Source organism: Bacillus sp. Marseille-P3661, from assembly GCF_900240995.1.
Taxonomy (GTDB): domain Bacteria; phylum Bacillota; class Bacilli; order Bacillales; family Bacillaceae_J; genus OESV01.
Genome location: NZ_LT965954.1, coordinates 408,299 through 432,824 on the forward strand (window position 1 = coordinate 408,299; position 24,526 = coordinate 432,824).

General features: G+C 36.7%; 24 protein-coding genes and 1 riboswitch. Of the genes, 5 read left to right on the forward strand and 19 right to left on the reverse strand.

Features of this window, described 5'->3' with window-relative positions; all coding sequences use genetic code 11:
- Positions 1 to 117 precede the first annotated feature (117 nt).
- Positions 118 to 912, reverse strand: a complete 795-nt coding sequence (locus tag C1724_RS13015) for a TerC family protein (protein WP_102347198.1) — start codon at positions 910 to 912, stop codon at positions 118 to 120.
- 332 nt (positions 913 to 1,244) lie between these two features.
- Here C1724_RS13015 and ytaF point away from each other — a divergent pair, with 332 nt between their 5' ends.
- The gene (gene ytaF, locus C1724_RS13020; RefSeq protein WP_102347199.1) at positions 1,245 to 1,874 is read left to right on the forward strand and encodes a sporulation membrane protein YtaF; all 630 of its coding nucleotides are present in this window, start codon (positions 1,245 to 1,247) and stop codon (positions 1,872 to 1,874) included.
- Between the two features lie 86 nt (positions 1,875 to 1,960).
- On the opposite strand, the gene C1724_RS13025 is transcribed toward ytaF, so the two are convergent.
- The 3 genes from C1724_RS13025 to C1724_RS13035 are packed head-to-tail and all read right to left on the reverse strand — an operon-like array spanning position 1,961 to position 3,806.
- A complete protein-coding gene (locus C1724_RS13025; RefSeq protein WP_180994262.1) occupies positions 1,961 to 2,332 on the reverse strand; it encodes a YbaN family protein in 372 nt (123 codons plus the stop codon).
- 32 nt (positions 2,333 to 2,364) lie between these two features.
- Positions 2,365 to 3,216 (reverse strand): S1C family serine protease, encoded by an 852-nt coding sequence (locus tag C1724_RS13030; protein ID WP_180994263.1) that lies wholly within the window; start codon positions 3,214 to 3,216, stop codon positions 2,365 to 2,367.
- Positions 3,217 to 3,242: 26 nt separating this feature from the next.
- Positions 3,243 to 3,806 carry a YqaA family protein gene (locus C1724_RS13035; RefSeq protein WP_258000385.1) on the reverse strand — a complete coding sequence of 188 codons (564 nt, stop codon included), beginning with the start codon at positions 3,804 to 3,806 and terminating at the stop codon, positions 3,243 to 3,245.
- 510 nt (positions 3,807 to 4,316) lie between these two features.
- Between C1724_RS13035 and C1724_RS25630 the strand changes: the two genes are divergently transcribed.
- Positions 4,317 to 4,460, forward strand: a complete 144-nt coding sequence (locus C1724_RS25630; RefSeq protein WP_180994264.1) for a hypothetical protein — start codon at positions 4,317 to 4,319, stop codon at positions 4,458 to 4,460.
- Positions 4,461 to 4,514: 54 nt separating this feature from the next.
- On the forward strand, positions 4,515 to 4,664 hold the full coding sequence (locus tag C1724_RS25635) for a hypothetical protein (RefSeq protein WP_180994265.1): 150 nt from the start codon (positions 4,515 to 4,517) through the stop codon (positions 4,662 to 4,664).
- 30 nt (positions 4,665 to 4,694) lie between these two features.
- On the opposite strand, the gene C1724_RS13040 is transcribed toward C1724_RS25635, so the two are convergent.
- The 4 genes from C1724_RS13040 to C1724_RS13055 all read right to left on the reverse strand — a co-directional run bounded on the left by C1724_RS13040 (position 4,695) and on the right by C1724_RS13055 (position 9,643).
- Positions 4,695 to 5,867, reverse strand: coding sequence for a M24 family metallopeptidase (locus C1724_RS13040; RefSeq protein WP_102347202.1), 1,173 nt, complete (start codon positions 5,865 to 5,867; stop codon positions 4,695 to 4,697).
- A 19-nt stretch (positions 5,868 to 5,886) separates the two neighbouring features.
- Entirely contained in the window at positions 5,887 to 7,323 is a 1,437-nt protein-coding gene (locus tag C1724_RS13045; RefSeq protein WP_258000387.1) for an aldehyde dehydrogenase family protein, read from the reverse strand.
- 87 nt (positions 7,324 to 7,410) lie between these two features.
- A complete protein-coding gene (locus C1724_RS13050; RefSeq protein WP_102347203.1) occupies positions 7,411 to 8,457 on the reverse strand; it encodes a homoserine dehydrogenase in 1,047 nt (348 codons plus the stop codon).
- The gene (locus tag C1724_RS13055; RefSeq protein WP_102347204.1) at positions 8,447 to 9,643 is read right to left on the reverse strand and encodes a cystathionine gamma-synthase family protein; all 1,197 of its coding nucleotides are present in this window, start codon (positions 9,641 to 9,643) and stop codon (positions 8,447 to 8,449) included. Before C1724_RS13055 ends, C1724_RS13050 begins: the two co-directional genes overlap by 11 nt.
- Before the next feature lie 185 nt (positions 9,644 to 9,828).
- On the opposite strand from C1724_RS13055, the gene C1724_RS13060 reads away from it, so the two are divergent.
- Positions 9,829 to 11,517 carry a PucR family transcriptional regulator gene (locus tag C1724_RS13060; RefSeq protein WP_102347205.1) on the forward strand — a complete coding sequence of 563 codons (1,689 nt, stop codon included), beginning with the start codon at positions 9,829 to 9,831 and terminating at the stop codon, positions 11,515 to 11,517.
- 133 nt (positions 11,518 to 11,650) lie between these two features.
- Here the strand turns inward: C1724_RS13060 and yfkAB are convergent, their stop codons facing one another.
- The 8 genes from yfkAB to C1724_RS13100 all read right to left on the reverse strand — a co-directional run bounded on the left by yfkAB (position 11,651) and on the right by C1724_RS13100 (position 20,470).
- Positions 11,651 to 12,757: a radical SAM/CxCxxxxC motif protein YfkAB gene (gene yfkAB / locus C1724_RS13065; RefSeq protein WP_102347206.1), complete on the reverse strand. Its 1,107-nt coding sequence runs from the start codon at positions 12,755 to 12,757 to the stop codon at positions 11,651 to 11,653.
- Positions 12,758 to 12,913: 156 nt separating this feature from the next.
- Positions 12,914 to 13,504, reverse strand: coding sequence for a YitT family protein (locus C1724_RS13070; RefSeq protein ID WP_102347207.1), 591 nt, complete (start codon positions 13,502 to 13,504; stop codon positions 12,914 to 12,916).
- A gap of 2,672 nt (positions 13,505 to 16,176) precedes the next feature.
- Entirely contained in the window at positions 16,177 to 16,833 is a 657-nt protein-coding gene (gene thiE / locus C1724_RS13075) for a thiamine phosphate synthase (RefSeq protein ID WP_102347208.1), read from the reverse strand.
- Positions 16,830 to 17,642: a bifunctional hydroxymethylpyrimidine kinase/phosphomethylpyrimidine kinase gene (gene thiD, locus C1724_RS13080; protein WP_102347209.1), complete on the reverse strand. Its 813-nt coding sequence runs from the start codon at positions 17,640 to 17,642 to the stop codon at positions 16,830 to 16,832. Before thiD ends, thiE begins: the two co-directional genes overlap by 4 nt.
- A 46-nt stretch (positions 17,643 to 17,688) precedes the next feature.
- The gene (gene thiS / locus C1724_RS13085; protein ID WP_102347210.1) at positions 17,689 to 17,892 is read right to left on the reverse strand and encodes a sulfur carrier protein ThiS; all 204 of its coding nucleotides are present in this window, start codon (positions 17,890 to 17,892) and stop codon (positions 17,689 to 17,691) included.
- Positions 17,877 to 18,506: a thiazole tautomerase TenI gene (gene tenI, locus C1724_RS13090; RefSeq protein WP_102347211.1), complete on the reverse strand. Its 630-nt coding sequence runs from the start codon at positions 18,504 to 18,506 to the stop codon at positions 17,877 to 17,879. Before tenI ends, thiS begins: the two co-directional genes overlap by 16 nt.
- Positions 18,507 to 18,525: 19 nt before the next feature.
- The gene (gene thiH / locus C1724_RS13095) at positions 18,526 to 19,635 is read right to left on the reverse strand and encodes a 2-iminoacetate synthase ThiH (protein ID WP_102347212.1); all 1,110 of its coding nucleotides are present in this window, start codon (positions 19,633 to 19,635) and stop codon (positions 18,526 to 18,528) included.
- Between the two features lie 67 nt (positions 19,636 to 19,702).
- Complete coding sequence (locus C1724_RS13100; protein ID WP_102347213.1) at positions 19,703 to 20,470, reverse strand: thiazole synthase; 768 nt, start codon at positions 20,468 to 20,470, stop codon at positions 19,703 to 19,705.
- Positions 20,471 to 20,556: 86 nt separating this feature from the next.
- Positions 20,557 to 20,654: riboswitch (TPP riboswitch) on the reverse strand.
- A 290-nt stretch (positions 20,655 to 20,944) separates the two neighbouring features.
- Here C1724_RS13100 and menC point away from each other — a divergent pair.
- Positions 20,945 to 22,057, forward strand: a complete 1,113-nt coding sequence (menC, locus tag C1724_RS13105; protein ID WP_102347214.1) for an o-succinylbenzoate synthase — start codon at positions 20,945 to 20,947, stop codon at positions 22,055 to 22,057.
- A gap of 507 nt (positions 22,058 to 22,564) precedes the next feature.
- On the opposite strand, the gene C1724_RS26410 is transcribed toward menC, so the two are convergent.
- From C1724_RS26410 to C1724_RS13120, 3 genes are all read right to left on the reverse strand, one after another.
- Positions 22,565 to 23,581: a peptidylprolyl isomerase gene (locus C1724_RS26410; protein WP_374703452.1), complete on the reverse strand. Its 1,017-nt coding sequence runs from the start codon at positions 23,579 to 23,581 to the stop codon at positions 22,565 to 22,567.
- Positions 23,582 to 23,823: 242 nt separating this feature from the next.
- Positions 23,824 to 24,009 (reverse strand): type Z 30S ribosomal protein S14, encoded by a 186-nt coding sequence (locus tag C1724_RS13115; RefSeq protein ID WP_102347215.1) that lies wholly within the window; start codon positions 24,007 to 24,009, stop codon positions 23,824 to 23,826.
- Between the two features lie 138 nt (positions 24,010 to 24,147).
- Positions 24,148 to 24,501: a hypothetical protein gene (locus C1724_RS13120; RefSeq protein WP_374703460.1), complete on the reverse strand. Its 354-nt coding sequence runs from the start codon at positions 24,499 to 24,501 to the stop codon at positions 24,148 to 24,150.
- Positions 24,502 to 24,526: the final 25 nt, after the last annotated feature.

A 24,526-nucleotide genomic window follows, 5' to 3' on the forward strand; every position in this document is an offset into this window, starting at 1 on the left:
TATTATAGCAGTAAATTCAACAGAAGGCTCATTAAACTAATCAAATAAAAAAAGTAAGATCACGAATTTTATATAAAAAAATAGAGTGAGTTTCCCCACTCTTTATATAGTAATAAATTAAATTGTAGACGAAGAAGAAGATCCCTTTTCGACAGTTTCTTTTTCTTTTGAAAAAAACCAACCAATTAACGCAATTAATATGAGTACAACATAAAACGTTACTTTCCATTCCTTTGATTCTGCAAAGTGCTCAGGCAATACGGCAAGTGCTGGATGCGATAGCGTGTAAACGGCTAACTTAATCCCAACCCACCCTACGATAAAAAATGCTGCTAATTCTAATCCAGGTTTGCGATGTAATAAAGCTACAAAAACATTAGCGGCAAATCGCATGATAACTAAGCCTATAAAACCACCGGCAAAGATAACTAAAAATTGCCCACCATCCATACCACCAATCGCAGGGAGCGGTGTAGCTGGAAGGGTAACAGCAAGTGCCACAGCAGCTAAAATGGAATCTACAGCAAATGCTATATCAGCTAATTCAACCTTCAATACAGTAGGCCAAAATCCTACCTTTTTAACTGCTTTGGTTTCCCCCTCTAGCTGTGTTTCATCTTCAACTTTTTTAAAGATCACTTTCCTCAAAATGTGATTAATCGCCATAAACAGCAAGTAAAGGGCACCAATAGCTTGAACCTGCCATACATCAACTAGAAACGAAATAATAAATAACGATAGAAATCTAAAAACAAACGCACCCGCTAAACCATAAAACAATGCTTTCTTCCGTTGCTCCTCTGGCAATGGTTTAACCATGATTGCTAATACTAATGCATTATCAGCAGCAAGTAAACCTTCTAGCAAAATTAAAACTAATAAAACCCATCCATATTCTAAAAAAAGTTCCATAAATCTTCCCCTCCTAAATTAATAGTACTTAATTATTATCCTAATAAAGCGGAAAAGCTGAGTTACATTATCCCATAAACACAAAAAGACCTTTACCTATCAATAAAATAGGTAAAGGTCTCGCCAACAACATAATGGTTGTCAATAAAGCCGGAGTTTTTCACTCGTAATGACGACTTTATTGTTACAGCTACTCCCCTTTAAAAGGAAAATATTTCATTTACTAAATCTTACTATATACCGTCCCAGCTGTCAATTGCATTTTATGAACAATCTGCCTCCTATTTTCATATCCTATCCTTAGCAAACGTATGAAAGGAAGATTAATATTTATGGACTTGTTAGCACTGTTGATATTGGCTATTGCTATCAGTTTAGACAGTTTCAGTGTTGGAGCGACATACGGATTAAGAAACGTATATATACCGCCCAAATCAATTATTATTATCTCCTTATGTACATTTGGCATGCTCTTAGTTGCAATGACAATTGGCCAGGGTTTTGAATACTTTATTTCACAACAAATGTCAAAGAAAATTGGCGGTTTTATATTAATAGGTATTGGCTTATGGGTATTGATACAATTTTTCCGAAAAACAGATAACAATCCTAAAACAACATCAAATACTATTATTAAATTAGAGATTAAATCCCTTGGAATTATTATAAAGATTTTAAAGAAACCGATGGAAGCTGATATTGATAGGTCGGGTACCATCAGTGGCATCGAGGCTTTTTTACTAGGTTTCGCACTTTCATTAGATGCTTTTGGTGCAGGATTAGGGGCTGCATTAATTGACTTATCTCCAATAATATTCGCGATATTGGTTACTTCATGCAGTTCACTCTTCCTTATTACAGGCATAAAGTTCGGACAGATCTTTCAAAATGTAGAATGGATTCACAAGCTCGCGTTTCTACCTGGTATTGTGCTAATATTTTTAGGCATTTTTAAAATTTAAGCTATTACAGACTCTGTTTCATCGCTCCTCGTTAGCTCCCGATATCCAGTAACGGGAGCTAAGTCTATACAATCACTTTATATATATTACTGTTTTTTAGTCTTTATCCCTATGATAAACGCGGTTATGGCAAGAGCTATAAACATTAATACTATTTTCACAGCTATTGGTTTTACTACATAAATTGAATAGCTAATCGTAATTAAAAAGAGAACAATAATTTTAATTTTTGATTTGACAGGGAGACCCTCCCCAGAACGAAAGCTTTCAATATATGGACCCAACACTTTGCTTTTCATAAGTCTTTCATAAAGTCGTGGTGAAGAACGTACAAAGCATGCAGCAGCAAGCAATAAGAATGGAGTGGTAGGGATTAGAGGTAATAATATTCCTACTAACCCTAAAATTATTGAGATACATCCTACTGTAAGAAGTAAGAACTTGCTGAAGTGTGCCACTTTTCCCCTCCTACACAACTAAGGTCTCTAAATCAATTCGAGAAAGTATTATCTTCAATTAAGTCTCGAACAGCATAAATAGGTATAGCAAAACCAACCTCTTGTGATTCATTACCGATTGTAGCGTTTCCTTTAGCATATATCATTGCAATAACATAGCCATCTGCATTAATAATTGGACTACCGCTATTTCCATTATATACAGGTGCTTGAATGAGTAATGCAGGGATATCTAGAGAATTGACATCTGTTTCGCCTATAATAGTCCCTTGATTGGCAATGAAATTAAATGATAACGGATTCCCAACAAAATAAACTAGATCATCCTTATTCCAATTTTTCTGTGTTTCTATTTTGAAAAAGGGGAAGGTCTTATTACTATCCAATGCTAATAGTGCCAAATCTTTTTTCGGATATGTTTTTATAACATGCGCAACATAAACAGAGCCATCCTGAAAGCTTACTAGACTTTCTTGTTCCTCTCGCACAATATGATAATTTGTAACAATATATCCATCTTTTGATATATTAAATCCTGTTCCCTTTCGTTCTGCAGCTTTAACTGTTACAATTGCTTCTTTATACGTTTGAATCACTGGGTCTTTTGATAATTGCTGGGATTTCTGCAGAAACTCAACTACCGGTAAATTTAACACATTCGTCAACGTCCCGATTGCACTAATTATCATAAAAAAAGCAATAAAAAATAAAATACTTTTCTTTAACTTAGATTTTTCATTTCTCTTATGTTGCATTGGATGGTCATCTATAATTGTTGTGTTTAGATATTTTTCTATTTCATCTTGTTCTTCAAACAAGTCACTGTCGTACCTTTTTACATCTTCTAGATGCTCTTCAATGTTATTGTTTTCTTCTTTTCTCAATTGAATCATCCTTATTAAGAAAACACTTAAAATTTATTTTTAAATTTGTAGAAAAGAACAACCGCTATGATAGCTACTAAACCAATTGCTAATGTGAACGGAACTGAATAAGATTCAATAAGTTCAGCGGCTTTTTCACCAAAGTAGATAATCACGAAAGCTTCAAGAAAGAACCTGCCGCCTCTTCCGATAATAGAGCCAACAATAAACGGCATAAGCGACATTTTTAATGAGCCCCCTAAAATAGTAAATACTTTAAAAGGGATTGGGGTAAAGCCTGCAAACGCTAAGCTGAAACCTCCATATTTCCTAAACATCGTTTCCGCTTTCATAATTGTTGTTTCTTTCGTTATTTTTCTTAGTATTGGTTTCCCAATATATACACCAATAACATATCCTAGCAATGCCCCAAGTACTGATGCAACTGTCGTTACGAATGCATAATATAAAGCTAGTTCAGGCCGTGCAATACTCATTGGAATCAATAAAACATCAGGGGGGATTGGGAAAAATGATGATTCTAAAAAGGATGTGATCGCAAGACCCCATACACCCCATTCATTTAATATTTCAACAATACTTTCAAACACTAGATATGCTCCTTCCGATTTAAAGATGTACTAGTTCTTAGTTTATTCTTGTACTTTAATTACTTTACCATATCCTTTCATAAATTTAATACTCAAAGAACTACGTATTATTACAAAAAATTGTTTCATTGAATTCTATTTTTTTCTTATTTTGATAGTTGCTGATTACTAATTAAGCAAGGTTTATATGCTACACACTTCGATGTCAAAAAACTATAAATTTATTACACTTTTTTGTTGCTTTATTATTTTCTAAATATTATAATAATAGTAACAGTTGATTGATAGTAACTTACTTGTACTATCAGCCCCCTGTCCCCACCCCCTTAGGAGCTTATCCACCCCGATAAGCTCCTATTTTTATTAAGATTTAAAAGTGTGTACCTATTCGCCTATCTACACTCTTCCCTAGCTAAAAACTATTTCTTTAATAAATCTTATTAATAACGTATCAGACAAACCACATCTCCCGTATAAATAAATAAACACTTAAATGGGGAGGCAACTTACATGTTCAAACATATTGATTGGCAAATGCTTTCCTTCATAACGGCATCCTTATTGCAAGAGCAATGGTTTCACAGCTTATATGTACCAAAGGTTTACTATTACGATATCAAATATGCAAGAAACTCCAAAAATAATGATAAATAATTATTAAGTTTATGAACATATTAGAAAGAGAATTATAAAGGAGGTATAACTTAGTTGATAAATGAAGAATATGAACAACTAGTTCGCAATAATGATCGTGGTACTTATTTAAAAGGTACAAATAAACGAAAGAATGACACTAACCCAGAGGAAATTTCAGGACCTGTATTAGTAGATGAAAACAATACAAAAAAAGATCAGTAGGCATACGCTTACTGCTCTTTTTTTGTTATTCTAACCTTTAATATAAAGGTCTTGAGGGAAGTTTGCTAGTTGTTCACAGCCCTTCTCCGTTATTCGGATTGCTTCGCTAATCTCCACTCCATAATCCTCAAACCACAAACCAGGGATAATGTGGAAAGTCATATTTGGTTGAATGACTGTTTTATCACCTTGCCTTATGCTAATTGTATGTTCGCCCCAATCAGGGGGGAAACTTAAGCCAATCGAATATCCAAGTCTTGAAGCTTTATAAAATCCTTTCTTCTTTATGGCGTTACTCCAAATTTCTTCTACTTCTTCACAGGTTAAACCAGGCTTTATTTTTGATAGGGTTTCATTTAATCCTTCGATAATGACTTGGGAAGTATAACTTAATTTTTCATCAGCTTTACCAAGGACCATTGTTCGTGCCATAGGGCAATGATATCTTTGACAACAGCCTGCTAGCTCTAAAATAACCTGTTCACCTTGTTTATAACGGTGGTCACTCCAAGTCATATGCGGTGCAGCTGCCTTTTTACCAGAAGGCAGCATTGGCACTATTGCCGGATAATCACCGCCAAATTCTCCAGTTCCAGTAATTTGAGCATGATAAATATTTGCCGCAACATCACATTCTCTAACACCGACATCGATGGTTTCATATGCTTTTTTCATGGCAATCTCAGCTAGCCTTGCTGCTTTTTTCATTAAACCAATCTCTGCTGGGGATTTAATAATTCGAATCCAGTTTACTAATTGTTTCGCATCAATAAAGGTTGCATTCGGGAGTGACTGCACTAATTTCAAGTAGCTTAATGCTGTAAAATAGTGGGTTTCCATTTCAATCCCCATCGTCCGATTACCTTGACCAATTTCATATAAAATATTTGCGACAAATTGCATTGGATGTTTATCATCAGATTGAACATAATCATCCGTATATGGAATTATATTTACATGATCCATCCAGGTCGTTAGCCGGGCACTATTGGCATCCATTTCCCTACCAATCCAAATTGGTTGCTCCTCATCTACAATAACAACTAAAACTTGATGAACATAAAACGACCATGCATTGTAACCACTTAAGTAAAAGATATTAGATGGATTTGTTACTAATAAAACCTCAATTCCTGCCTCAGTCATTTTTTGCTTTGTTCGTTTTACCCTCTCCTTATATTCGGTTAATGGAAACACACTCATCATTTCCCTTCCCATAGTCTTATCTTTGCTTTAGATTTAGGCAGACTACTTTTGGTTCAGTCATTTCATTGACAGCATACTTTACTCCTTCTCGTCCTAAGCCTGAATATTTAAGTCCACCAAATGGCATTGCATCAATACGAAAATCACTGCTATCATTAACAATAATTCCGCCTACTTCTAAATTATGAATAGCTTGAAATGCATGTTCCATGTTATTTGTAAAAATACCAGCTTGTAGTCCATACATCGAATCATTTGCTAATTCAATTGCCTCTTCCAAGTGTGTTATAGGATATAGTAGTGCAACAGGTCCAAATACTTCTTTACTAGCCAACTGACAGTTCGAAGGGACATTTTCTAATAGTGTAGGTTCGTAATAAGCACCTTGTCGTATACCACCACAGATTAGGTTTGCGCCCTTTGCAGTTGCTTCACTAACCCAGTTTTCCACGCGCTTCGCCTCATTTTCTGTAATCATCGGTCCTACATCCGTTGTTTCTGATAATTTATCTCCAATTCTCAATTCTCTTGTTAACTGTTCTAGCTTTTTGGTTAAGGCTGGATAAATGGACTTTTCTATATAAATACGTTGAACTCCAATGCAATTTTGTCCTGCTGTAGAGAAAGCTCCAGAAACTATAGAATGTGCAGTTTCTTCTAAATTTGCATCTTCTAAAACGATCACAGGTGAACTTGATCCTAATTCCATGCCAATTTTCTTTAGTCCAGCTAATCTTGCAATTCTTTCTCCTGTTTCAACACCGCCAGTAAATGAAACCATTCGAATATCTGGGTGACATACCAATAATTCTCCAATTTCACTTCCCTTTCCGGTTATCACACTTAATACCTTTTTAGGTAACCCAGCTTCTTCAAAGACTTCAGCTAATTTTATTGCACTAATTGGAGTAACAGTGGCTGGCTTAATAATGAGGGCATTTCCAGCTGCAATAGCTGGGCCTATTTTATGGGCAACTAAATTAAGTGGATCATTAAATGGTGTGATGGCTGCAATTAATCCAATAGGATATCGATAGTAATATCCTATTCGATTTTCACTATTTTCACTTTGATCAAAAGGAATCGTTTCGCCGTGTATCCTTCTAGCTTCTTCTGAACTTATAATGATAGTCTCAATGCATCTTTTTACTTCCTTCCGTGCCTCACGGATGGTTTTACTTCCTTCCGTTGCAACGGTTTGGGCAAACTCTTCCTGTCTACTTTTAATTAGCTTGGCAGCTTTTGATAAGATATTTATTCGCTCCCGAACAGACAGCTTTGCAGCTATTGCTGCACCTGCCTTACCCGCTACAATTGCACGTTTCATATGCATTTCATTTGCAGCAGGAACTGTACCAATAATTTCTCCATTTTGGGGATTTTGAACATTTATCCTATTATTTGTTTCTACCCACTCACCACCAATAAACATCTTAAAATCTTGTAATTTCATTCTATTAAACTCCCTTCCTCGCTAATAGTTATCATTTTCGCTATTCGCAGGAAACCAATCACCCATATATTTCTCTCGTTATTGCTTTTAATGAAATAGGGAGTTTCGATTGATATTAATAATATCAATTAATAAAGCATATCCAGTTTCTATTAAACCTGCACCAGCACCAATTAAAGTGATAGGACCAGACATATCACATGTATACGTTATTGCGTTGGTTGCACCTGATACGCCTGCAAGCGGATCAGTCAAAGCCACTTTTTCTGGTTGGACAACTGCCTTGATTCCATCTGTGCTTTTAGAAATACTACCAAGCAACTTCCATCGCTTATTTTCCATTTTTGCTTGTTCAATATCCTCTAAAGTAATGGTGGTAATGCCTTTGCACTCGATATCTTCTACCTTTAATGGCGTATTTAATATAACATTTGCTAGGATTGCTATTTTATAGCGGGCATCATATCCTTCAACATCACTGGTGGGATCAGCTTCCGCGTATCCTAGTCGCTGCGCTTCCTTTAAGGCTGTCTCGTATTTATCTCCCTCTTCCATTTTTCCCAATATGAAATTAGTCGTCCCATTTAGTATTCCTCGTATTTCAGTAATTTCGTTTCCCACTAGTGTTGCTAGCGGCAAACGAATAGCTGGTGTCCCACTCATGACTGTCCCTTCAAATCCCCATTGAACACGATGCTTTGCTGCCAACTCAGATAACTCTTTATATGCAATTGCTACAGGTCCCTTATTACTCATCACAACGTTTTTCCCATGCTGAAAAGCAGCTTTACAATGGTCTATAGCGGGTTGCCCTGTTTTTACATTTGTATAAGTAATCTCTATGATCGTATCAGCATTACTTTCTCTAATCGTTTTTAAGCTATCCCAGTTTTTTTGAAGCCCCTCATAATCAGGATAATCTTTCAAACTTCCCCATTGGTTCATAACGGTTGAAACCATTTCTAAATCAAGTCCATCAGGGTGATAGATAGATCCTTTGTTAATGTCTGTTATCGCAACAACCTCTATATCAATTTCTAGTGATTCTTTCAAGTAGTTTTGTTTTTTTTTCAAAATATCTATTAATCCTTGCCCCACACCACCAAAGCCAATCAAAGCCAGCCTATGCTTCAAGATTAATCACCTCTAGAGCCTGACTTAGGTCTTCTAAAAGATCCTCTACATCTTCTATTCCCGCAGAATATCGAATTAAGCTTTCTGGAATTCCCATAGCTGCTCTCTCTTCTGGCGTGCATTCGATATGACTCGTAGTTCTTGCCGGTCCAACTACTGTCTCAACAGATCCAAGATTTGCTGCTTTGTTCGCATATTTAAGTTGCGGGAGAAATTGCCTAACCGCCTCTATATCCCCTTTTAAAGCAAAACTCAGCATACCGCCATATAACCTCATTTGCTTTTTCGCAACATCATGATTGGGATGGTCCTCTAGTCCAGGATAAAACACTTCGGAAACTGCAGGGTGGTTCTTTAAAAAGTTTGCAACTTCCATTGCATTTTCTGTTTGCTTTTGAACTCGTAGCTGCAGGGTTTTCATACCGCGCAGTAATAAATAAGCAGCCATAGGATCTAACGTTGCTCCGTTGATTTCACGATAATGATAGATTGGCTCGACTATTTCTTTTGAACCACAAACAACTCCTCCTAATGCATCCGCATGCCCACCAAGAAATTTTGTTGCACTATGGATGACAAGATCTGCGCCATATTGCAATGGATTTTGAATAATTGGTGTTGCAAATGTATTATCAACAAAAACTAACGCACCCACCTTCTTCGCTGCTTTAACCATACGTGGTATGTCGGTAATCTTAACAGTTGGATTGGTTGGGCTTTCTAAATATAGAATTTTACACCCCTTAGCAACTTCAGTTTCAATTTGTTCATGGTTTCCAGTTTCACAAAATGTCACATCGATCTGCATTTTTGGTAAAAATTCTGTGAAGATTTTATTCGTTCCACCATAGGTATCTTTAATGGTTACGATTCTGTCACCAGGTGTCAAAAAAGTATATAAGGCATTGCTTATTGCGGCCATACCTGTTGAAAAGCTTGTTACAGCTTCAGCTTCCTCCAGCAATTTTATTTTATCTTCAAACGCTTGAACGGTTGGATTTGTGTTTCGACCATAAATGTGACCTTTTCTTTTACCAGTCGCTACCTCATACCATTCATCAATATCCTCATATCCAAATGAAACACTATGAACAACAGGCACTTGTGTAGCTCCATGAACTAAATAGTCCTTTTCTCCTGCCCAGACCGATTTCGTAGACATTCTAATTTGATTTTGTTTTGTCATAGAATATCACTCCTAATTTTCATAATTGACTAAGGATCGACATATGGTACTTATACATCCTACATTCATGTTACGTGATATCTAAAAAAAAAACATTCGTCAAAATGTAAGAAAAGTGAGTAGCGATACTAGTCAAATTTTATGTGTGTTTGCAACTACCGTAAACACTGAATGGAGGAATTAAAATGTACGTTAATATAAGGAGAATATGCGATTTACCAGTTATGAAGGATTGTAACCTTTTAACAGCAATAGATCACATTGAAGATACAAAAGTGGAATGGGTTTCGGTCATTGAAATGCCAGTTGAGAATTTCGTAAGAGAGAATGAACTTGTCCTTACCACAGGCATGGGCTGTGGCCATGACGAAAAGCTACTCATCCAATTTGTAAAAGAAATTATTGAATCAGGCGCATCCGCCTTAGCCGTTGCGATCGGAAAATATATTGATAGAATCCCAGAATCTATTTTGCTACTAGCTGAAAACCATAAATTCCCAATTATTACATTACCTTGGGAAACTCGATTTTCCGATGTAATTGAGGCTATTTTTGGAGCATTACATCAGCGAAATAATAAGCTGCTTGAAAATTCAAAGGATATGCAGCAACAGCTATTAACACTTATTTTACAAGGGGGAGAATTCTCAGATATCGCTAACTATATCTATAAAAGAATTCAATCACCCTCGATCATAACAGATAAACGTGGACATATTCTTGGGAAAAGTAAAAATTCAAAAATGTTCATTCAAAATTGGGAGGAATTTGTCCATTCCGAAGCGTATGCTATCTCGCGAACTCCATTTGAAACGAAAGACCTAACTACTTCACCATACATCCGATATATTACAATAAAAGGGCGTTCAGTACTCCAATTTATGGTTCAATCTTCTAGTGAAATTCAGGGTTACATGCTAATCGATGGTGTTACTAAACAGCATCAAGATGAAAACTTTTTCCGGTCTACTATGTCACTGTTAGAGCATGCAGCGATGGCTACAGCACTCTGTTTCTTAAAAGAAAATACTATTCTTGAAACTGAATTGCGCCTGCGTGATGATTTTATTTGGAGTCTAGCAAAAGGAACCTTAACATCTTGGGATCAAGTTCTTTCACGAGCAAAATCACTACGCTATAATGTTAGTCTTCCGTATATTTGCTTAATCGGTTATCCTGAAAATCTGCAGCAGATATATCAAAAGTATGAAGATAACGGCCTTTCCTTTGAGCATTGGCTGCAAAGTATTACACGACGGATGGAGGATGAAATCTTTTATTGTGGTCGTGCAATGTATTGTAATACGATGAATACTTTTCAACGTGAACATCTTATAACATTTTTGGAAATAAAGAACAACAATATAAATCACTGTGTTAATCGCTTTTTATCGTTACTTGATCAACGTTTATCTACATTACTGCCTGAACTCACCATTTCTTGGGGCATTGGTAAAACAGCTGGTGTAAACTGCTTTCACGACAGCTATCATGAAGCCCAAATAGCTTTAGATATTGGACGACGTCTAAAAGGCAAAGGTCATCATACTGTTTACGCTGACACAAGAATGGATCGCGCGATGATGGCTCTTGCTGAGAATATCGAACTTAAAAATATAACTGAATCAACGCTTGGCCCTTTACTTCAATATGAACAGGAACGAAAAATTGAACTGATCTCAACATATTTAAGTTATTCTCAAAATCGATGCAATGTAAGCCAAACAGCTCGCGATTTAAATTTACACCGCCAATCCTTATTATATAGATTGAAAAAGATTGAAACATTAACAGGCTGCAATCTAGACAATCCGGACGATGTTTTTTTATTAGAATTAACCATTCGTTTATGGACAATTGGAATATTGGCGTAATAAAGGAGTTAGAGCAGGAGCTAGAATACACTAGTTTGCTTAGGATTCATGATTATGGCCATTTTATTACTTTTTTTGCAAATCAAACAGGTGCTAGTAGTTTCATAGCACCTGTTTGGGTTTGTTTATACATTTACAATAGTGATTTTCTCTCCTTAAACTCAACACTTGGATAATATGTATCTTTAACTAATAAGTTTGGGCCTAAACATTTTACAGAAGAACAATGACAGTTAAGTGCTTTATTAATTTCTGTCTCGGTCCATCTTTGATAGGCATCCAGAAGAGACGTATCTCTAATATTACCTAGTGAAGGGACATCTCCAAAATCGGTAACGATAATATCACCTGTAAAAATATTAACATTCAACCTTGAACGACCATCTGGATCATTTCGGACTGTTACGTTCTTACTAGAATATAAACGCGATAATAAAGATTGATCCTCATCAATATCATTACAAGGATAAAAAGGCAATGTGCCAAATAACATCCAAATCTCTTCGTTACGTGCATCTAACAAGCGATGAATCGCTTGACGAATCTGATCAAGCGATAGTGTCTCAAGACTGCTAGCGAAATCACTTGGATACATTGGATGTATCTCGTGGCGTTGACACTTCATTTCATCGATAATTTGCTTATGGATGCTTTCAAGATATGGAAATGTTCGTTTATTCAACATGGTTTCAGCAGAAATCAAAATTCCCGACTCTGCTAATGCTTTACTATTTTCAATCATTCTATAAAAATACTTTTCTCTTTCCTGAACTGTGGGCTGCTTTTCCATCTTTGCAAACCCACCTTCAACAAACTCATCAATTGTTCCCCAATTATGAGAGATATGTAAAACATCCAAATAAGGAGCTATTTTTTCGTACCGGCTAAATTCCATTGTTAAGTTAGAATTGATCTGCGTGTAAACCCCTCTTTCATGGGCATATTTTAATAACGGTACAACATATTGTTCAACCGACTTCTTTGAAAGCAACGGCTCCCCACCAGTAATGCTTAAGCATCTTAATTCCTCTACTTCATCTAGCCGCTTTAGTATCGCATCTAAAGGAAATGCAGCAGGGTCTTTGTGTGTTAATGTATAACCAACCGCACAGTGCTCACACCGCATATTACAAAGTAAAGTTGTAGTAAGCTCAACATTGGTTAATTTCAATTTTCTATCTTTTTCTATATCCAAGTACGATTCCCATGGATCATACGATGGTTTCATTGCAATCTTCATAAACTATGACACTCCCATTTCAATACTATAAGTCTCTCTAGCTGCACTACCAACATCATAACTTAAATTTTGAAAGAGATAAACTAAACAAAGTGTAAATAAAGCTATTTTTTTAAACACATAATAAACTCCGCGGGTTACTTAGTTTGCCTTTTTCTAATAGTGAATAACCTTCAGCGTTAACGCGCTAGTAGTGATACCTACCATTAATATCGTAATCAATGACAATAAAAAGGTATCCTGAGAAATAAGTATCCCACCGAATGTAACAACAACAGCATCAATTATAAAGATAGCAATTCCAACATTGATAGAAAACATGTCAGCTAAAAATTGAGCCAATAAATCAGTACCACCAGTGCTTGTTTCATATCTAAGCATTACTCCAATGCCAATTCCTACAAATGCACCGCCTAACAACGAACTTATTAATGGAGAAATTCCGTATGTATGAAAATCAATTTGCCGAAGCGGAGAAAGAATATCTATCATTAATGAAGATACTAACAGTCCGTGGAGACTATTATAAAAATAAGCTCGATATTTAAACCACGCTAATATAAAAATAGGGATGCTGCAAACAATGATCGTCATACCAGCCTTATAACCAAATAAATAATTTATTATAAGGCCAATTCCAATCATTCCCCCATCTAACAATTCATTCGGAAATAAAAATAAATTAATTCCTAAAGATAAAAAAATGCTACCAGCAATGATCGCGATTGCTTTTTTAAAATACAGCATGACCGAATCCCCCTAATTTGCGGACATGCTTATATATATGCGAGCATCTTAGTTTGTACACCCAAAAGTTTAGCAGTGGTTTTTATTCGGTATTAATAGGATTGGTTCGCCTAAAAGAACTAAGAAATGTTTTGGGAGGTTAAAATTTCATTTGTGTGATAAGCAGTTGGATTGATTATATGAGTTATAGTGACTTTTGATCGTGTTGGTGGGTTTCTATTGCTTGGTGAGGACTTTGATTTCGCTTTTCTACAGGAAATTTGTATTCATTTGCTTGTTGAAGACTTCATTTTTGCTTTTTTACTGGAGTTTGGCCATCTACCGCCTTATGAAAGGGATTCTCTTTAAATTTTAACGGTACTTTCCTCTTCATTCGCTCTATGAAGGGGGGCTCCTTGTATTTTAACAGCTCTTTCCTCACTTTAGATGGAGCTTAACTCCGTTTCCTATCTGATTCACAGGCGGATTCTGACTTGTTTTACACTTTTTCTTGCGATCCTGTCAGAATCCAACCACCATTCTGACTCGTTTTCTACTTTTTCTTCCGATCCTGTCAGAATTTCACTCGGATTCTGACTCGTTCTACACTTTTTCTTGCGATCCTGTCAGAATCCTATTCTGATTCTGACTCGTTCTACACTTTTTCTTGCGATCCTGTCAGAATCCAGCCACTATTCTGACTCGTTCTACACTTTTTCTTGCTTTCCTGTCAGAATCTAACCCTGATTCTGACTCGTTCTACACTTTTTCTTGCTTTCCTGTCAGAATCCAACCCTGATTCTGACTCGTTTTACACTTTTTCTTGCGATCCTGTCAGAATCCTACTCTGATTCTGACTCGTTTTACACTTTTTCTTGCGATCCTGTCAGAATCCAACTCAGATTCTGACTCGTTTTACACTTTTTCTTGCTTTCCTGTCAGAATCCAACTCAGATTCTGACTCGTTCTACACTTTTTCTTGCGATCCTGTCAGAATCCAACTCTGATTCTGACTCGTTTTCTACTTTTTCTTGCGATCCTGTCAGAATCCAGCCACTATTCTGACTCGTTCTACACTTTTTCTTGCTTTCCTGTCAGAATCTAACCCTGATTCTGACTCGTTCTACACTTTTTCTTGCTTTCCTGTCAGAATCCAACCCTGATTCTGACTCGTTTTACACTTTTTCTTGCGATCCTGTCAGAATCCAGCCACCATTCTGACTCCTTCTACACTTTTTCTTGCGATCCTGTCAGAATCCAACTCTGATTCTGACTCGTTTTCTACTTTTTCTTGCGATCCTGTCAGAATCCAGCCACTATTCTGACTCGTTCTACACTTTTTCTTGCTTTCCTGTCAGAATCTAACCCTGATTCTGACTCGTTCTACACTTTTTCTTGCTTTCCTGTCAGAATCCAACCCTGATTCTGACTCGTTTTACACTTTTTCTTGCGATCCTGTCAGAATCCAGCCACCATTCTGACTCATTCTCAACTTTTTCTTGCGATCCTGTCAGAATCCAGCCACCATTCTGACTCGTTCTACACTTTTTCTTGCGATCCTGTCAGAATCCAACTCTGATTCTGACTTGTTTCACACTTTTTCTTGCGATCCTGTCAGAATCTAACCCTGATTCTGACTCGTTCTACACTTTTTCTTGCGATCCTGTCAGAATCCAACCCTGATTCTGACTCATTTTACACTTTTTCTTGCGATCCTGTCAGAATCCAGCCACCATTCTGACTCATTCTCAACTTTTTCTTGCGATCCTGTCAGAATCCAACTCTGATTCTGACTCGTTCTACACTTTTTCTTGCGATCCTGTCAGAATCCAGCCACCATTCTGACTCGTTCTACACTTTTTCTTGCGATCCTGTCAGAATCCAGCCACCATTCTGACTCGTTCTACACTTTTTCTTGCCATCCTGTCAGAATCGAACCCTGATTCTGACTCGTTTTACACTTTTTCTTGCGATCCTGTCAGAATCCAACCACCATTCTGACTCGTTCTACACTTTTTCTTGCTTTCCTGTTAGAATTTCACTCGGATTCTGACTCGTTCTACACTTTTTCTTGCCATCCTGTCAGAATCGCAGCCCGATTCTGACTCCATTTGCAACTTTACTCGATTTACTGTCAGATTCATAGCCTGATTCTGACTCCATTTGCAACTTTACTCGATTTACTGTCAGATTCATAGCCCGATTCTGACTCCATTTGGAACTTTACTCGATTTACTGTCAGAATCGCAGCCCCATTCTGACTCCATTTGCAACTTTACTCGATTTACTGTCAGAATCGCAGCCCGATTCTGACTCCATTTGCAACTTTACTCGATTTACTGTCAGAATCGCAGTCCGATTCTGACTCCATTTGAAACTTAACTCGATTTACTGTCAGAATCGCAGCCTGATTCTAACTCCATTTGGAGCTTTACATTCATTCGCTCTATAAAGGGGGGCAACTTGAATTTTTACGGTACTTTGCTCTGCTCTCTTCATTCCACTATGAAGGAGGCTCTCTATATTCCAAAAACACTTTCCCTCTTCATAAAGTGAAAATTCTCCACGCCAAATAAATCCCTTCTATCTAGAGCTGTATGTTATCTCATACTGACTACACAGAAGGGATTATATTAGCATCATAATATTAATTTATAAACACTAACAAAAATTTCATACTAATAAGTTTCCAATCACACAGTACTTTGCATTTCATTCAATAATAGACTAGCTTCTGTTTTGGGGTCGACTGCTTGGCTTATCGCCGATATGATGGCCACTCCATCTGCACCCGCATTAATAACCGGCTTTATTAATCCTTTTGAAATTCCACCAATTCCTACAACCGGGATTGTGATATGTTGACTTCTTATTTCCTTGATAACAGTTGGGCCTTGTACTGCTCGCGTGTCAGTTTTTGTATTGGTAGGATACATTGGACCGACACCTATATAATCCGCACCTTGTTCTATTGCCAGTCGGGCTTCAGTTACATTATGAGCTGAAATCCCAAGTATTTTGTTTCCAATTCGTGTTCTAACATTTAAAGGATTTTCATCCTCCTGACCAATGTGAACACCATCTGCATCTAACTCTAATGCTAAATCAATATCATCATTTACGATGAAGGGAACTTCGTTTTGTTTACAAATTTCCTGAAGCTGCTTAGCCAGCATGAGCTTTTCTTTCCCCGTCTTACACCCTGGACCCTTCTCACGAAATTGAAAGAACGTAATTCCGCCTTGAACCGCTTCCTCTAATACCTCTACTGGATTTCGAAGACAGTTACTACTTCCCAATATAAAATACAGCTTTAGTTTCTTACGAATATATTCTTCTGAGTAAATCATAGCTTTATAGCTCCACGGTTATTATATGCCCAATGATTTGTAGGACCATGCCCTTGACCGAGATGTAAATCCTCTTCAATCGCTGCCTGGATAAAATCTTTTGCATAATGAATAGCTACTGGGACACTTTCACCTTTTGCTATATGTGCTGTAATTGCAGCTGAGAATGTACATCCTGTTCCATGTGTATTTTTAGTATGAACTTTTTTACTTTTATATTCCCTGAAACCTTCACCGTCATATAATAAATCGGTCATTATCTCACTATTGTCTTCATGACCACCTTTAATCATAACGTATTGTGCTCCTAATCGATGTAACTCCATTGCAGCTTTTTTACGATCTTCTATTGACTCTATTTTTATTCCGGTCAATACTTCTGCTTCTGGTATATTAGGTGTTACAACCTTCGCTAATGGAAGTAAGAACTGTTTAAGAGCATCGATTGCCTGCTGCTTTAATAAAGAAGCGCCACCTTTAGCAATCATAACTGGGTCGACTACAAGATTATGCCAATTATATTTCTTTATTAATTCAGCAACGGCTTCGATAATTTCACTATTAAAAAGCATTCCAGTTTTAAAAGCATTGGGTATTAAATCCGTTCCAATGGATTCCATTTGTTGAACGATTCCTTCAACAGGTATTGGATAAACCCCTTGTACACCCATTGTATTTTGTGCAGTAACAGCTGTTATGGCAGTCATACCAAAAACGCCGAGCTCTTGAAAAGTTTTTAAATCAGCTTGAATACCTGCTCCACCGCCAGAATCAGATCCAGCAATAGTAAGTGCTTTATAGATAGTCATAAACTGTCACCTCTTTATCAAATATGTTAGTTCTAGGAGAAATAGATCAACCACCACCGACAAAATGGACAATCTCAAGCGTATCACCTTCGGAAATCGTTGTACTATGAAGTGATTCCTTCATAACAATCTGTCCGTTTAATTCTACGATTACTGGTTTGTTTTCTAATTCATAATGAGTTAGTACTTCGATAACGTACTGAAGAGTGTTTGGAAGTTGTACAATGTTTCCATTCACTTGAAGCTGCATGATCCCACCTCACTTCCATATAGTAATCTATTAAGTTCCTTTGCCCTTATTAATGGGTTTTTATCTTCTAATATGGCTGACAAAACAGCTACTCCTTGTACATTTGCTTGCAATACATTGGCTATATTAGTTGTATTTATTCCACCAATTGCAATTACAGGAATGGATACCGCATCTGTTAATTCTCGTAAGCTAGCAATCCCTCTTGGCTGCAAGTCCGGCTTAGAGGTTGTATTGAAAATATGACCAAATACAAGAAAATCAGCGCCCTGTTGTTCCTTTTCAAGTGCTTCTTTAAGAGAATGCACAGAACTGCCCACTCTAAGCCTTGGAAACGTCTCTTTGACGGCAGATACATCGAGACTGTTGTAGCCAAGTTGTACCCCATTCACACCGGTTGCAGCAGCTACATCAACACGGTCATTTATATATAATTTAGATCGAGGAACGCCACCGCTAATTAAATTATTAACAAGTTTAAATAATTCGCTTGCGTTCATACTTTTTTCTCGCAAATGCAGAGCATCTATAAATGGATGAATAACACTTGCTATTGCAGTTAATTCATCAGCAGATTGTTTCCCCGTTGAAATAACATGGAGTTCTTTTTTCATAGTCTCTCACACATTTCCATTAAACAGAAAGTATTTGCCAATCTTTCGTTACTGGCTGATATCCTAACTGCTTAATAGCAGCTTTTACTTCAGCAACACTACGGTCATCAGATATTTCAAACTGACTATTTTTATTTTCTTTATTTGCATATCCACCAACAACAGTTGAGGATGCTGCAGACATTTTCGTAACACCTAGTGGTAAGAGGTGCTCACGTAATTCGGCATTTTCTCGGGTAGATAATGTGATTCCTGCCCGAGGAAGAAATAGTCTGATTGCTAACATCGCTTGTACTAGATATTTATCCGTTACATCCACTTTAGGTTGAAAACTTCCTAAATGGGGACGTAGTCGCGGAAATGATACAGCGATATCAGTATCTATATACTTGCGCTGTAAATATTGTCCATGAAGAGCTGTAAAGAAAATTTCTTTTCGCCAATCATCCATACCAAGCAGTGCACCAATATTCACAGAACGCATACCTGCTTGACAGCCTCTTTCTGGTGCATCCAGTCGATAGCGAAAATCTCTTTTAGGTCCTTTAACATGAATTTGTTTATAAATCTCCTCATTATATACCTCTTGATATACTGTAAGTCCATCTACCCCTCGATCAACCAACTGTTTATATTCTTCTGTTTGCAAAGGCTGAATCTCAATTGATAATGAAGAGAAATATTTTTTGAGAACATCAACACTTTCACATAGATAAGAAACAGAAGAATGCATTCTTGACTCTCCTGTTAAAATAATTAAATGCTTAATGCCCATCTCAATGATGGCTTGCGCTTCTTCCTCAATTTCCGCCATCGTCAAACGTCTGCGCGGAAAATTGTTTTCAACACTAAAACTGCAATACTTACATTGATTTACGCAATAATCGGTTATATATAATGGCGCATAAAGACCGATCACTTTTCCAAAATGTTGTACCGTCAAATGATGTGCTTTTTGTGCGATCTGTTCTAAACATGTTTCGGCAGCAGGTGAAAGTAATACTAGAAGATCCTGTTCTGTTAATGTATCCTTTTGCAATACTTTTTGGACATCATTGATCTTAATTTCATTAAAAATTTCATCAAACGGTAAGTTTTTAACAGTTTCGTATTTTTCGTAAAAACTCAATTTTTCTCCCCCATTTTCATATTAATTGTAAACAAGGCTTTACAATGTTTTATATATCACGCATCACTTAAACTAAAAATCCTGTTAATGGTGAGGAAGCTTTTGCAGTCACAGATGTTGGACCTAGTCCCGCAAGATACGCTTTTCTACCTGCTTTAACAGCTAAATCAAATGCAATAGCCATCTCAACTGGATTGTCTGCCGTTGCTATCGCAGTATTAACTAAAACAGCAGCTGCACCCATTTCCATCGCTTCAGCAGCTTCAGATGGTCTGCCAATACCTGCATCTACAACAATCGGTACATCAATTTCATTGATTAAAATTTGAATCATTTCTTTCATTTTGATACCTCGATTTGAACCAATCGGTGAGCCTAATGGCATAACAGCAGCTGCCCCTGCTTGTTGAAGCTTTTTGGCTGCCATTAAATCAGGGTTCATATAAGGTAAAACAATGAAACCTTCTTCAGCTAAGATTTCAGTTGCCTTAATCGTCTCTTCGTTATCTGGAAGTAAATATTTTTGATCAGAAATAACTTCGATTTTAATCCAGTTCCCCATGCCGCAAGCCTTAGCCAAACGCGCAATACGGACTGCTTCCTCCGCTGTTCTTGCACCAGAAGTATTAGGAAGCAAAATCACATCCTTTGGAATATCATTTAAAATATTTTCTTGTTGATCCTCTAAATCTACTCTTCTTAATGCAACTGTTACAACTTGTGAATTAGACTGCTCTAGTGCATCTTTCATTACACTGTGATCCGCAAACTTTCCTGTGCCTGTAAATAAACGATTATGTAAATCAATCCCACCAATAGTTAACGTGTCTTTCATCTCCAATAATCTCCCTTCAATAGCTATAGCGATTTTTAATACAAAAAAAAGACCCACCAGCTAATAGGTAGGCCATTTTGTTTTATTTCATAACAAAAAAGCTTCCCTACGTTGGTTCTAACCAAATCAGGTTCAAGGGTTAGACAAATGTCCTCTCAGCCAATCGGCACCCCTAGCTTTCTAAACTATTAAATTATCAAATTTACTATTCTTACTATTGCAAGTATAGCAGTTGATTTCTGTTTTGTTAAGTGAATTTTCAAATATTATACAATTCTTATTAAACTCTGGCCAAACTAATAATAATCTTAACTATGGTACTTAATTTTCTTTATGTACAATAGATAGTACGATGTTAAAGGAACAAATTAATATTCTATAAATACAAACTTTGGAATCGAAATTTCTACAATGATCAATGAACTTTTTTACTCTTACCGCTTTAATCTTACCAATTAATATGGAGGACTTGTTATGAAAATTAAAAGCATAAAATTGAGACATTTGAAAATGAGGATGAAATTTGATTTTACAACCAGTTTTGGAACATTACGTAACAAGGAATTCATACTACTTGAGGCTGTTGATGAAATGGGGCGCAGCGGTTGGGGCGAATCAGTTGCCTTTACAGCTCCATGGTATACTGAGGAAACCTTTAGAACCAATTGGCACATCCTCGAAGACTTCTTAATCCCTGTTATTCTCGACAAAAAGATTGAACATCCGGATCAGGTAACAGAATGGTTTTCCTATATTAAAAGGAATAATATGGCCAAAGCAACAATCGAAGGTGCAATATGGGATTTATATGCCCAAACAACAGAACAATCATTAGCACAAGCTTTAGGGGGGACTCATAAAAAAATAGAAGTAGGTGTCAGTATTGGCATTCAGAAGAGCATAGATGAATTATTAAAAATAATTGAACAATATATATATGAAGGCTATAAGCGGATGAAAGTTAAAATTAAGCCCGGCTGGGATGTAAATGTAATGAAAGCCATTAGAAATGAATTCCCCAATCTCCCATTAATGGGCGATGCAAATTCAGCTTATTCTATTAATGATATCGATACACTTAAAGCACTTGATGAGTTTAATTTAATGATGATTGAACAACCATTAGGGTCTGACGATATTTTAGATCATGCAGTTCTCCAAAAGGTACTTAAAACGCCTATCTGCTTGGACGAGAGTATAAATTCCTTTGAAGATGCTCGTAAAGCGATTGAAAACGGTAGCTGCAAAATCATTAATATTAAAATAGGCCGTGTTGGTGGTTTAACAGTAGCTAAACGTATTCATGATTACTGCCAAACAAAAGGAATTGCCGTTTGGTGTGGAGGTATGCTTGAAACCGGTATCGGCAGAGCCCATAACGTTGCTCTAACATCGCTAGCTAACTTCACTTTACCCGGTGATACGGCAGGGTCAGCACGCTATTGGGAAAAAGATATTATTACCCCTGAAGTTATGGTTGATAATGGCTATATCCATGTTCCTGATCAACCTGGAATCGGCTATCAAATAGACTTAAATGCAGTCAATACATATACTGTGTTTGAGAAAGTGTATAGTTTAGCTTGAAGAATTTTAAAAAATCCAGTACGAATATAAATAATTAAGTTCTAAAGCATATGCAGAAAGATGTGGTACAAACCTGTAGTTTTGAAGGAATATACCGCAAACCTTTGCGGCACAAATACCTGCTATTAAGTTTAGGTTAGCTTAGCTGTCGAATGGAAACGACAACAGTTTTGGTCTGATCAGCTTTTTAGGGCTTGTGCTGAAGTTGGATTCCGACTCATTCCCGATTTTTTCTTCTATTCGAGTCAGAATCACTGCTGGTTTCTGACTCTTTCCTGATTTTTCTTATACTACTGTCAGAATCATAGCTGGATTCTGACTCTTTTCCGATTTTTTCTGCTAATCCTGTCAGAATCACTGGTCTATGATTTTTTCTTCTATTCGAGTCAGAATCGCTGCTGGTTTCTGACTCTTTCCTGATTTTTCTTATACTACTGTCAGAATCATAGCTGGATTCTGACTCTTTTCCGATTTTTCCCCTGCCCCTGTCAGAATCAAGATCATAGGTTAGTTTTTCTCAACAATAATCTCTTTTATAATCACAGCCTCAATCGGTTTATCTGATGAGTCTACTTCAACAGCTGCAATTTGATTGACAATCTCCATTCCGGAAATAACTTGCCCAAACACAGTATGGACGTTGTCTAGCCACGGGGCACCACCAACTTCGTTATACTTTTCAATCAGATTTTTTGAATAGCCTTCTTGTTCCATATAATCAATTAAACGAATATCGCCTAATGACTGTGTTTGGACAATAAAAAATTGACTTCCATTTGTATTAGGACCGCTATTTGCCATCGATAATGCCCCTGGGAAATGAGCTAATTTAGGTGTGAATTCATCATTAAACGGTTTGCCCCAAATACTTTGCCCACCGGTACCATTCCCATTTGGATCCCCACCTTGGATCATAAAATTCTCGATGACACGGTGGAAAGTTAACCCGTTATAATATCCATTTTTACTATGAGTTAAGAAATTTTCAACTGCCTTCGGAGCATAGGTCGGAAATAGCTTTATTTTAATTTCACCTTTTGTTGTTTTCATTACGATAACAGGCTCATCCTCTTGAACAACTAAAAACTGTGGTAAACTTTTACTTTCTACTGTAATCTCTACAAGTCTTTGCTCATTAATATAATTAACCTTTGCCCCAAACGATTCACTTATAAAACGTAACGGAACCATTGTGCGGTCATTTACTATTTGTGCTGGCACATCAATGAGGACAGGCTGTCCATCAACCATCGTCGTTGAAGAGCCAATTTTTAACCATACTAATTTATTAGTTTTTTCCGCAGTAATTTCTTTAGTCGTTGGGTCCCATTTAACGGTTGCCCCCAATGACTCAAAAATACCTCTTAATGGTACTAGCGTACGGCCATTCTCAATAACTGGATTTTGATCATATATTTGTAGAGTTCCATTCATAACAACTTGAATAGACGGAGCTGCACTACTTCCTACAGCTATGCACATTGAAACTAATATTGCGACCAGAAAACTTTTTAATATTTTCATTACTTTATTGATCCCCTTTTATTTATTAATCTATTAACTTGTTATACTATGCGTTTATATAAGCACGAGTTTCTATTTATTTTCCAATGATTAAGCTATGTTTGATAGAGATACTTTTAAAAAAAGGTGCAAACAACTACGGCTAAGATGTAGACAAATATGTACAGTTAGTGATTATTTCTCTAAGACAATTTAAAAATGACTCCAGTTAGGAGCCATTTCTTATATATTAATCTAGCAATTTACCAGCTTGCCTTTTTTACGCCTGGAATTTGACCAGCATATGCTAATTCGCGGAAACAAATACGGCAAAGCTTAAATTTTCTAATAACAGAGTGGGGACGACCACATCGTTCACAACGAGTATAGTTACGAACTACATATTTTTGGGTTCGTTTTTGCTTTGCAATCATCGACTTTTTTGCCATGATACGACTCCTTTCCAATGATCTTTTATATAAAAACCAGAATAGCTATACAATTAAAGTTAAATTATACAACGAAACTTCGTGGAAGTAAATAAAACAAAAAAAATAAAAGACCAATCTAGAAAAATTGATCTCTCTTCATTGCTTGTATTCTGCTTCGTAAGAATTCGCACCAGCATGAACTGCCAGCAACGTATCAGCATAGCCGACTAACCGGTTAACAATTTCGTCTGAAATAGCGTATACCAACTGATGTTGTTGGTCATCATGTAACTTGGGGTCATCGTAAATGATTGTAGTATTGATGAACATATCTCTATTTCCATACAGTGCATAATGAATGATAGCTTTTCCTGCAGCCCCACCCGTCCTAGGGTCAGAGAATCCTGGTAAAAAAATATACCATTCCTCTGCAGTAGCCGACCGAAAATTTTTGGTAAAGGACATGCCTGTAATCTCAGTTATAATTTGGGCTTCGATATCAGACTGCATTACATCAATTACTTTATCTTTTTCT

Coding starts and splice junctions, on each gene's coding strand:
- C1724_RS13055 (WP_102347204.1), bottom strand. CDS start 9,643: ATGACAAAACAAAATCAAATTAGAATGTCTACGAAATCGGTCTGGGCA.
- thiD (WP_102347209.1), bottom strand. CDS start 17,642: ATGACTATCTATAAAGCACTTACTATTGCTGGATCTGATTCTGGCGGT.
- C1724_RS13120 (WP_374703460.1), bottom strand. CDS start 24,501: ATGCAGTCTGATATCGAAGCCCAAATTATAACTGAGATTACAGGCATG.
- C1724_RS13015 (WP_102347198.1), bottom strand. CDS start 912: ATGGAACTTTTTTTAGAATATGGATGGGTTTTATTAGTTTTAATTTTG.
- C1724_RS26410 (WP_374703452.1), bottom strand. CDS start 23,581: ATGAAAATATTAAAAAGTTTTCTGGTCGCAATATTAGTTTCAATGTGC.
- menC (WP_102347214.1), top strand. CDS start 20,945: ATGAAAATTAAAAGCATAAAATTGAGACATTTGAAAATGAGGATGAAA.
- C1724_RS13070 (WP_102347207.1), bottom strand. CDS start 13,504: ATGCTGTATTTTAAAAAAGCAATCGCGATCATTGCTGGTAGCATTTTT.
- yfkAB (WP_102347206.1), bottom strand. CDS start 12,757: ATGAAGATTGCAATGAAACCATCGTATGATCCATGGGAATCGTACTTG.
- thiE (WP_102347208.1), bottom strand. CDS start 16,833: ATGATTTACTCAGAAGAATATATTCGTAAGAAACTAAAGCTGTATTTT.
- C1724_RS25630 (WP_180994264.1), top strand. CDS start 4,317: ATGTTCAAACATATTGATTGGCAAATGCTTTCCTTCATAACGGCATCC.
- thiS (WP_102347210.1), bottom strand. CDS start 17,892: ATGCAGCTTCAAGTGAATGGAAACATTGTACAACTTCCAAACACTCTT.
- C1724_RS13060 (WP_102347205.1), top strand. CDS start 9,829: ATGTACGTTAATATAAGGAGAATATGCGATTTACCAGTTATGAAGGAT.
- C1724_RS13040 (WP_102347202.1), bottom strand. CDS start 5,867: ATGAGTGTGTTTCCATTAACCGAATATAAGGAGAGGGTAAAACGAACA.
- C1724_RS13115 (WP_102347215.1), bottom strand. CDS start 24,009: ATGGCAAAAAAGTCGATGATTGCAAAGCAAAAACGAACCCAAAAATAT.
- ytaF (WP_102347199.1), top strand. CDS start 1,245: ATGGACTTGTTAGCACTGTTGATATTGGCTATTGCTATCAGTTTAGAC.
- tenI (WP_102347211.1), bottom strand. CDS start 18,506: ATGAAAAAAGAACTCCATGTTATTTCAACGGGGAAACAATCTGCTGAT.
- C1724_RS13045 (WP_258000387.1), bottom strand. CDS start 7,323: ATGAAATTACAAGATTTTAAGATGTTTATTGGTGGTGAGTGGGTAGAA.
- C1724_RS13100 (WP_102347213.1), bottom strand. CDS start 20,470: ATGAAAGACACGTTAACTATTGGTGGGATTGATTTACATAATCGTTTA.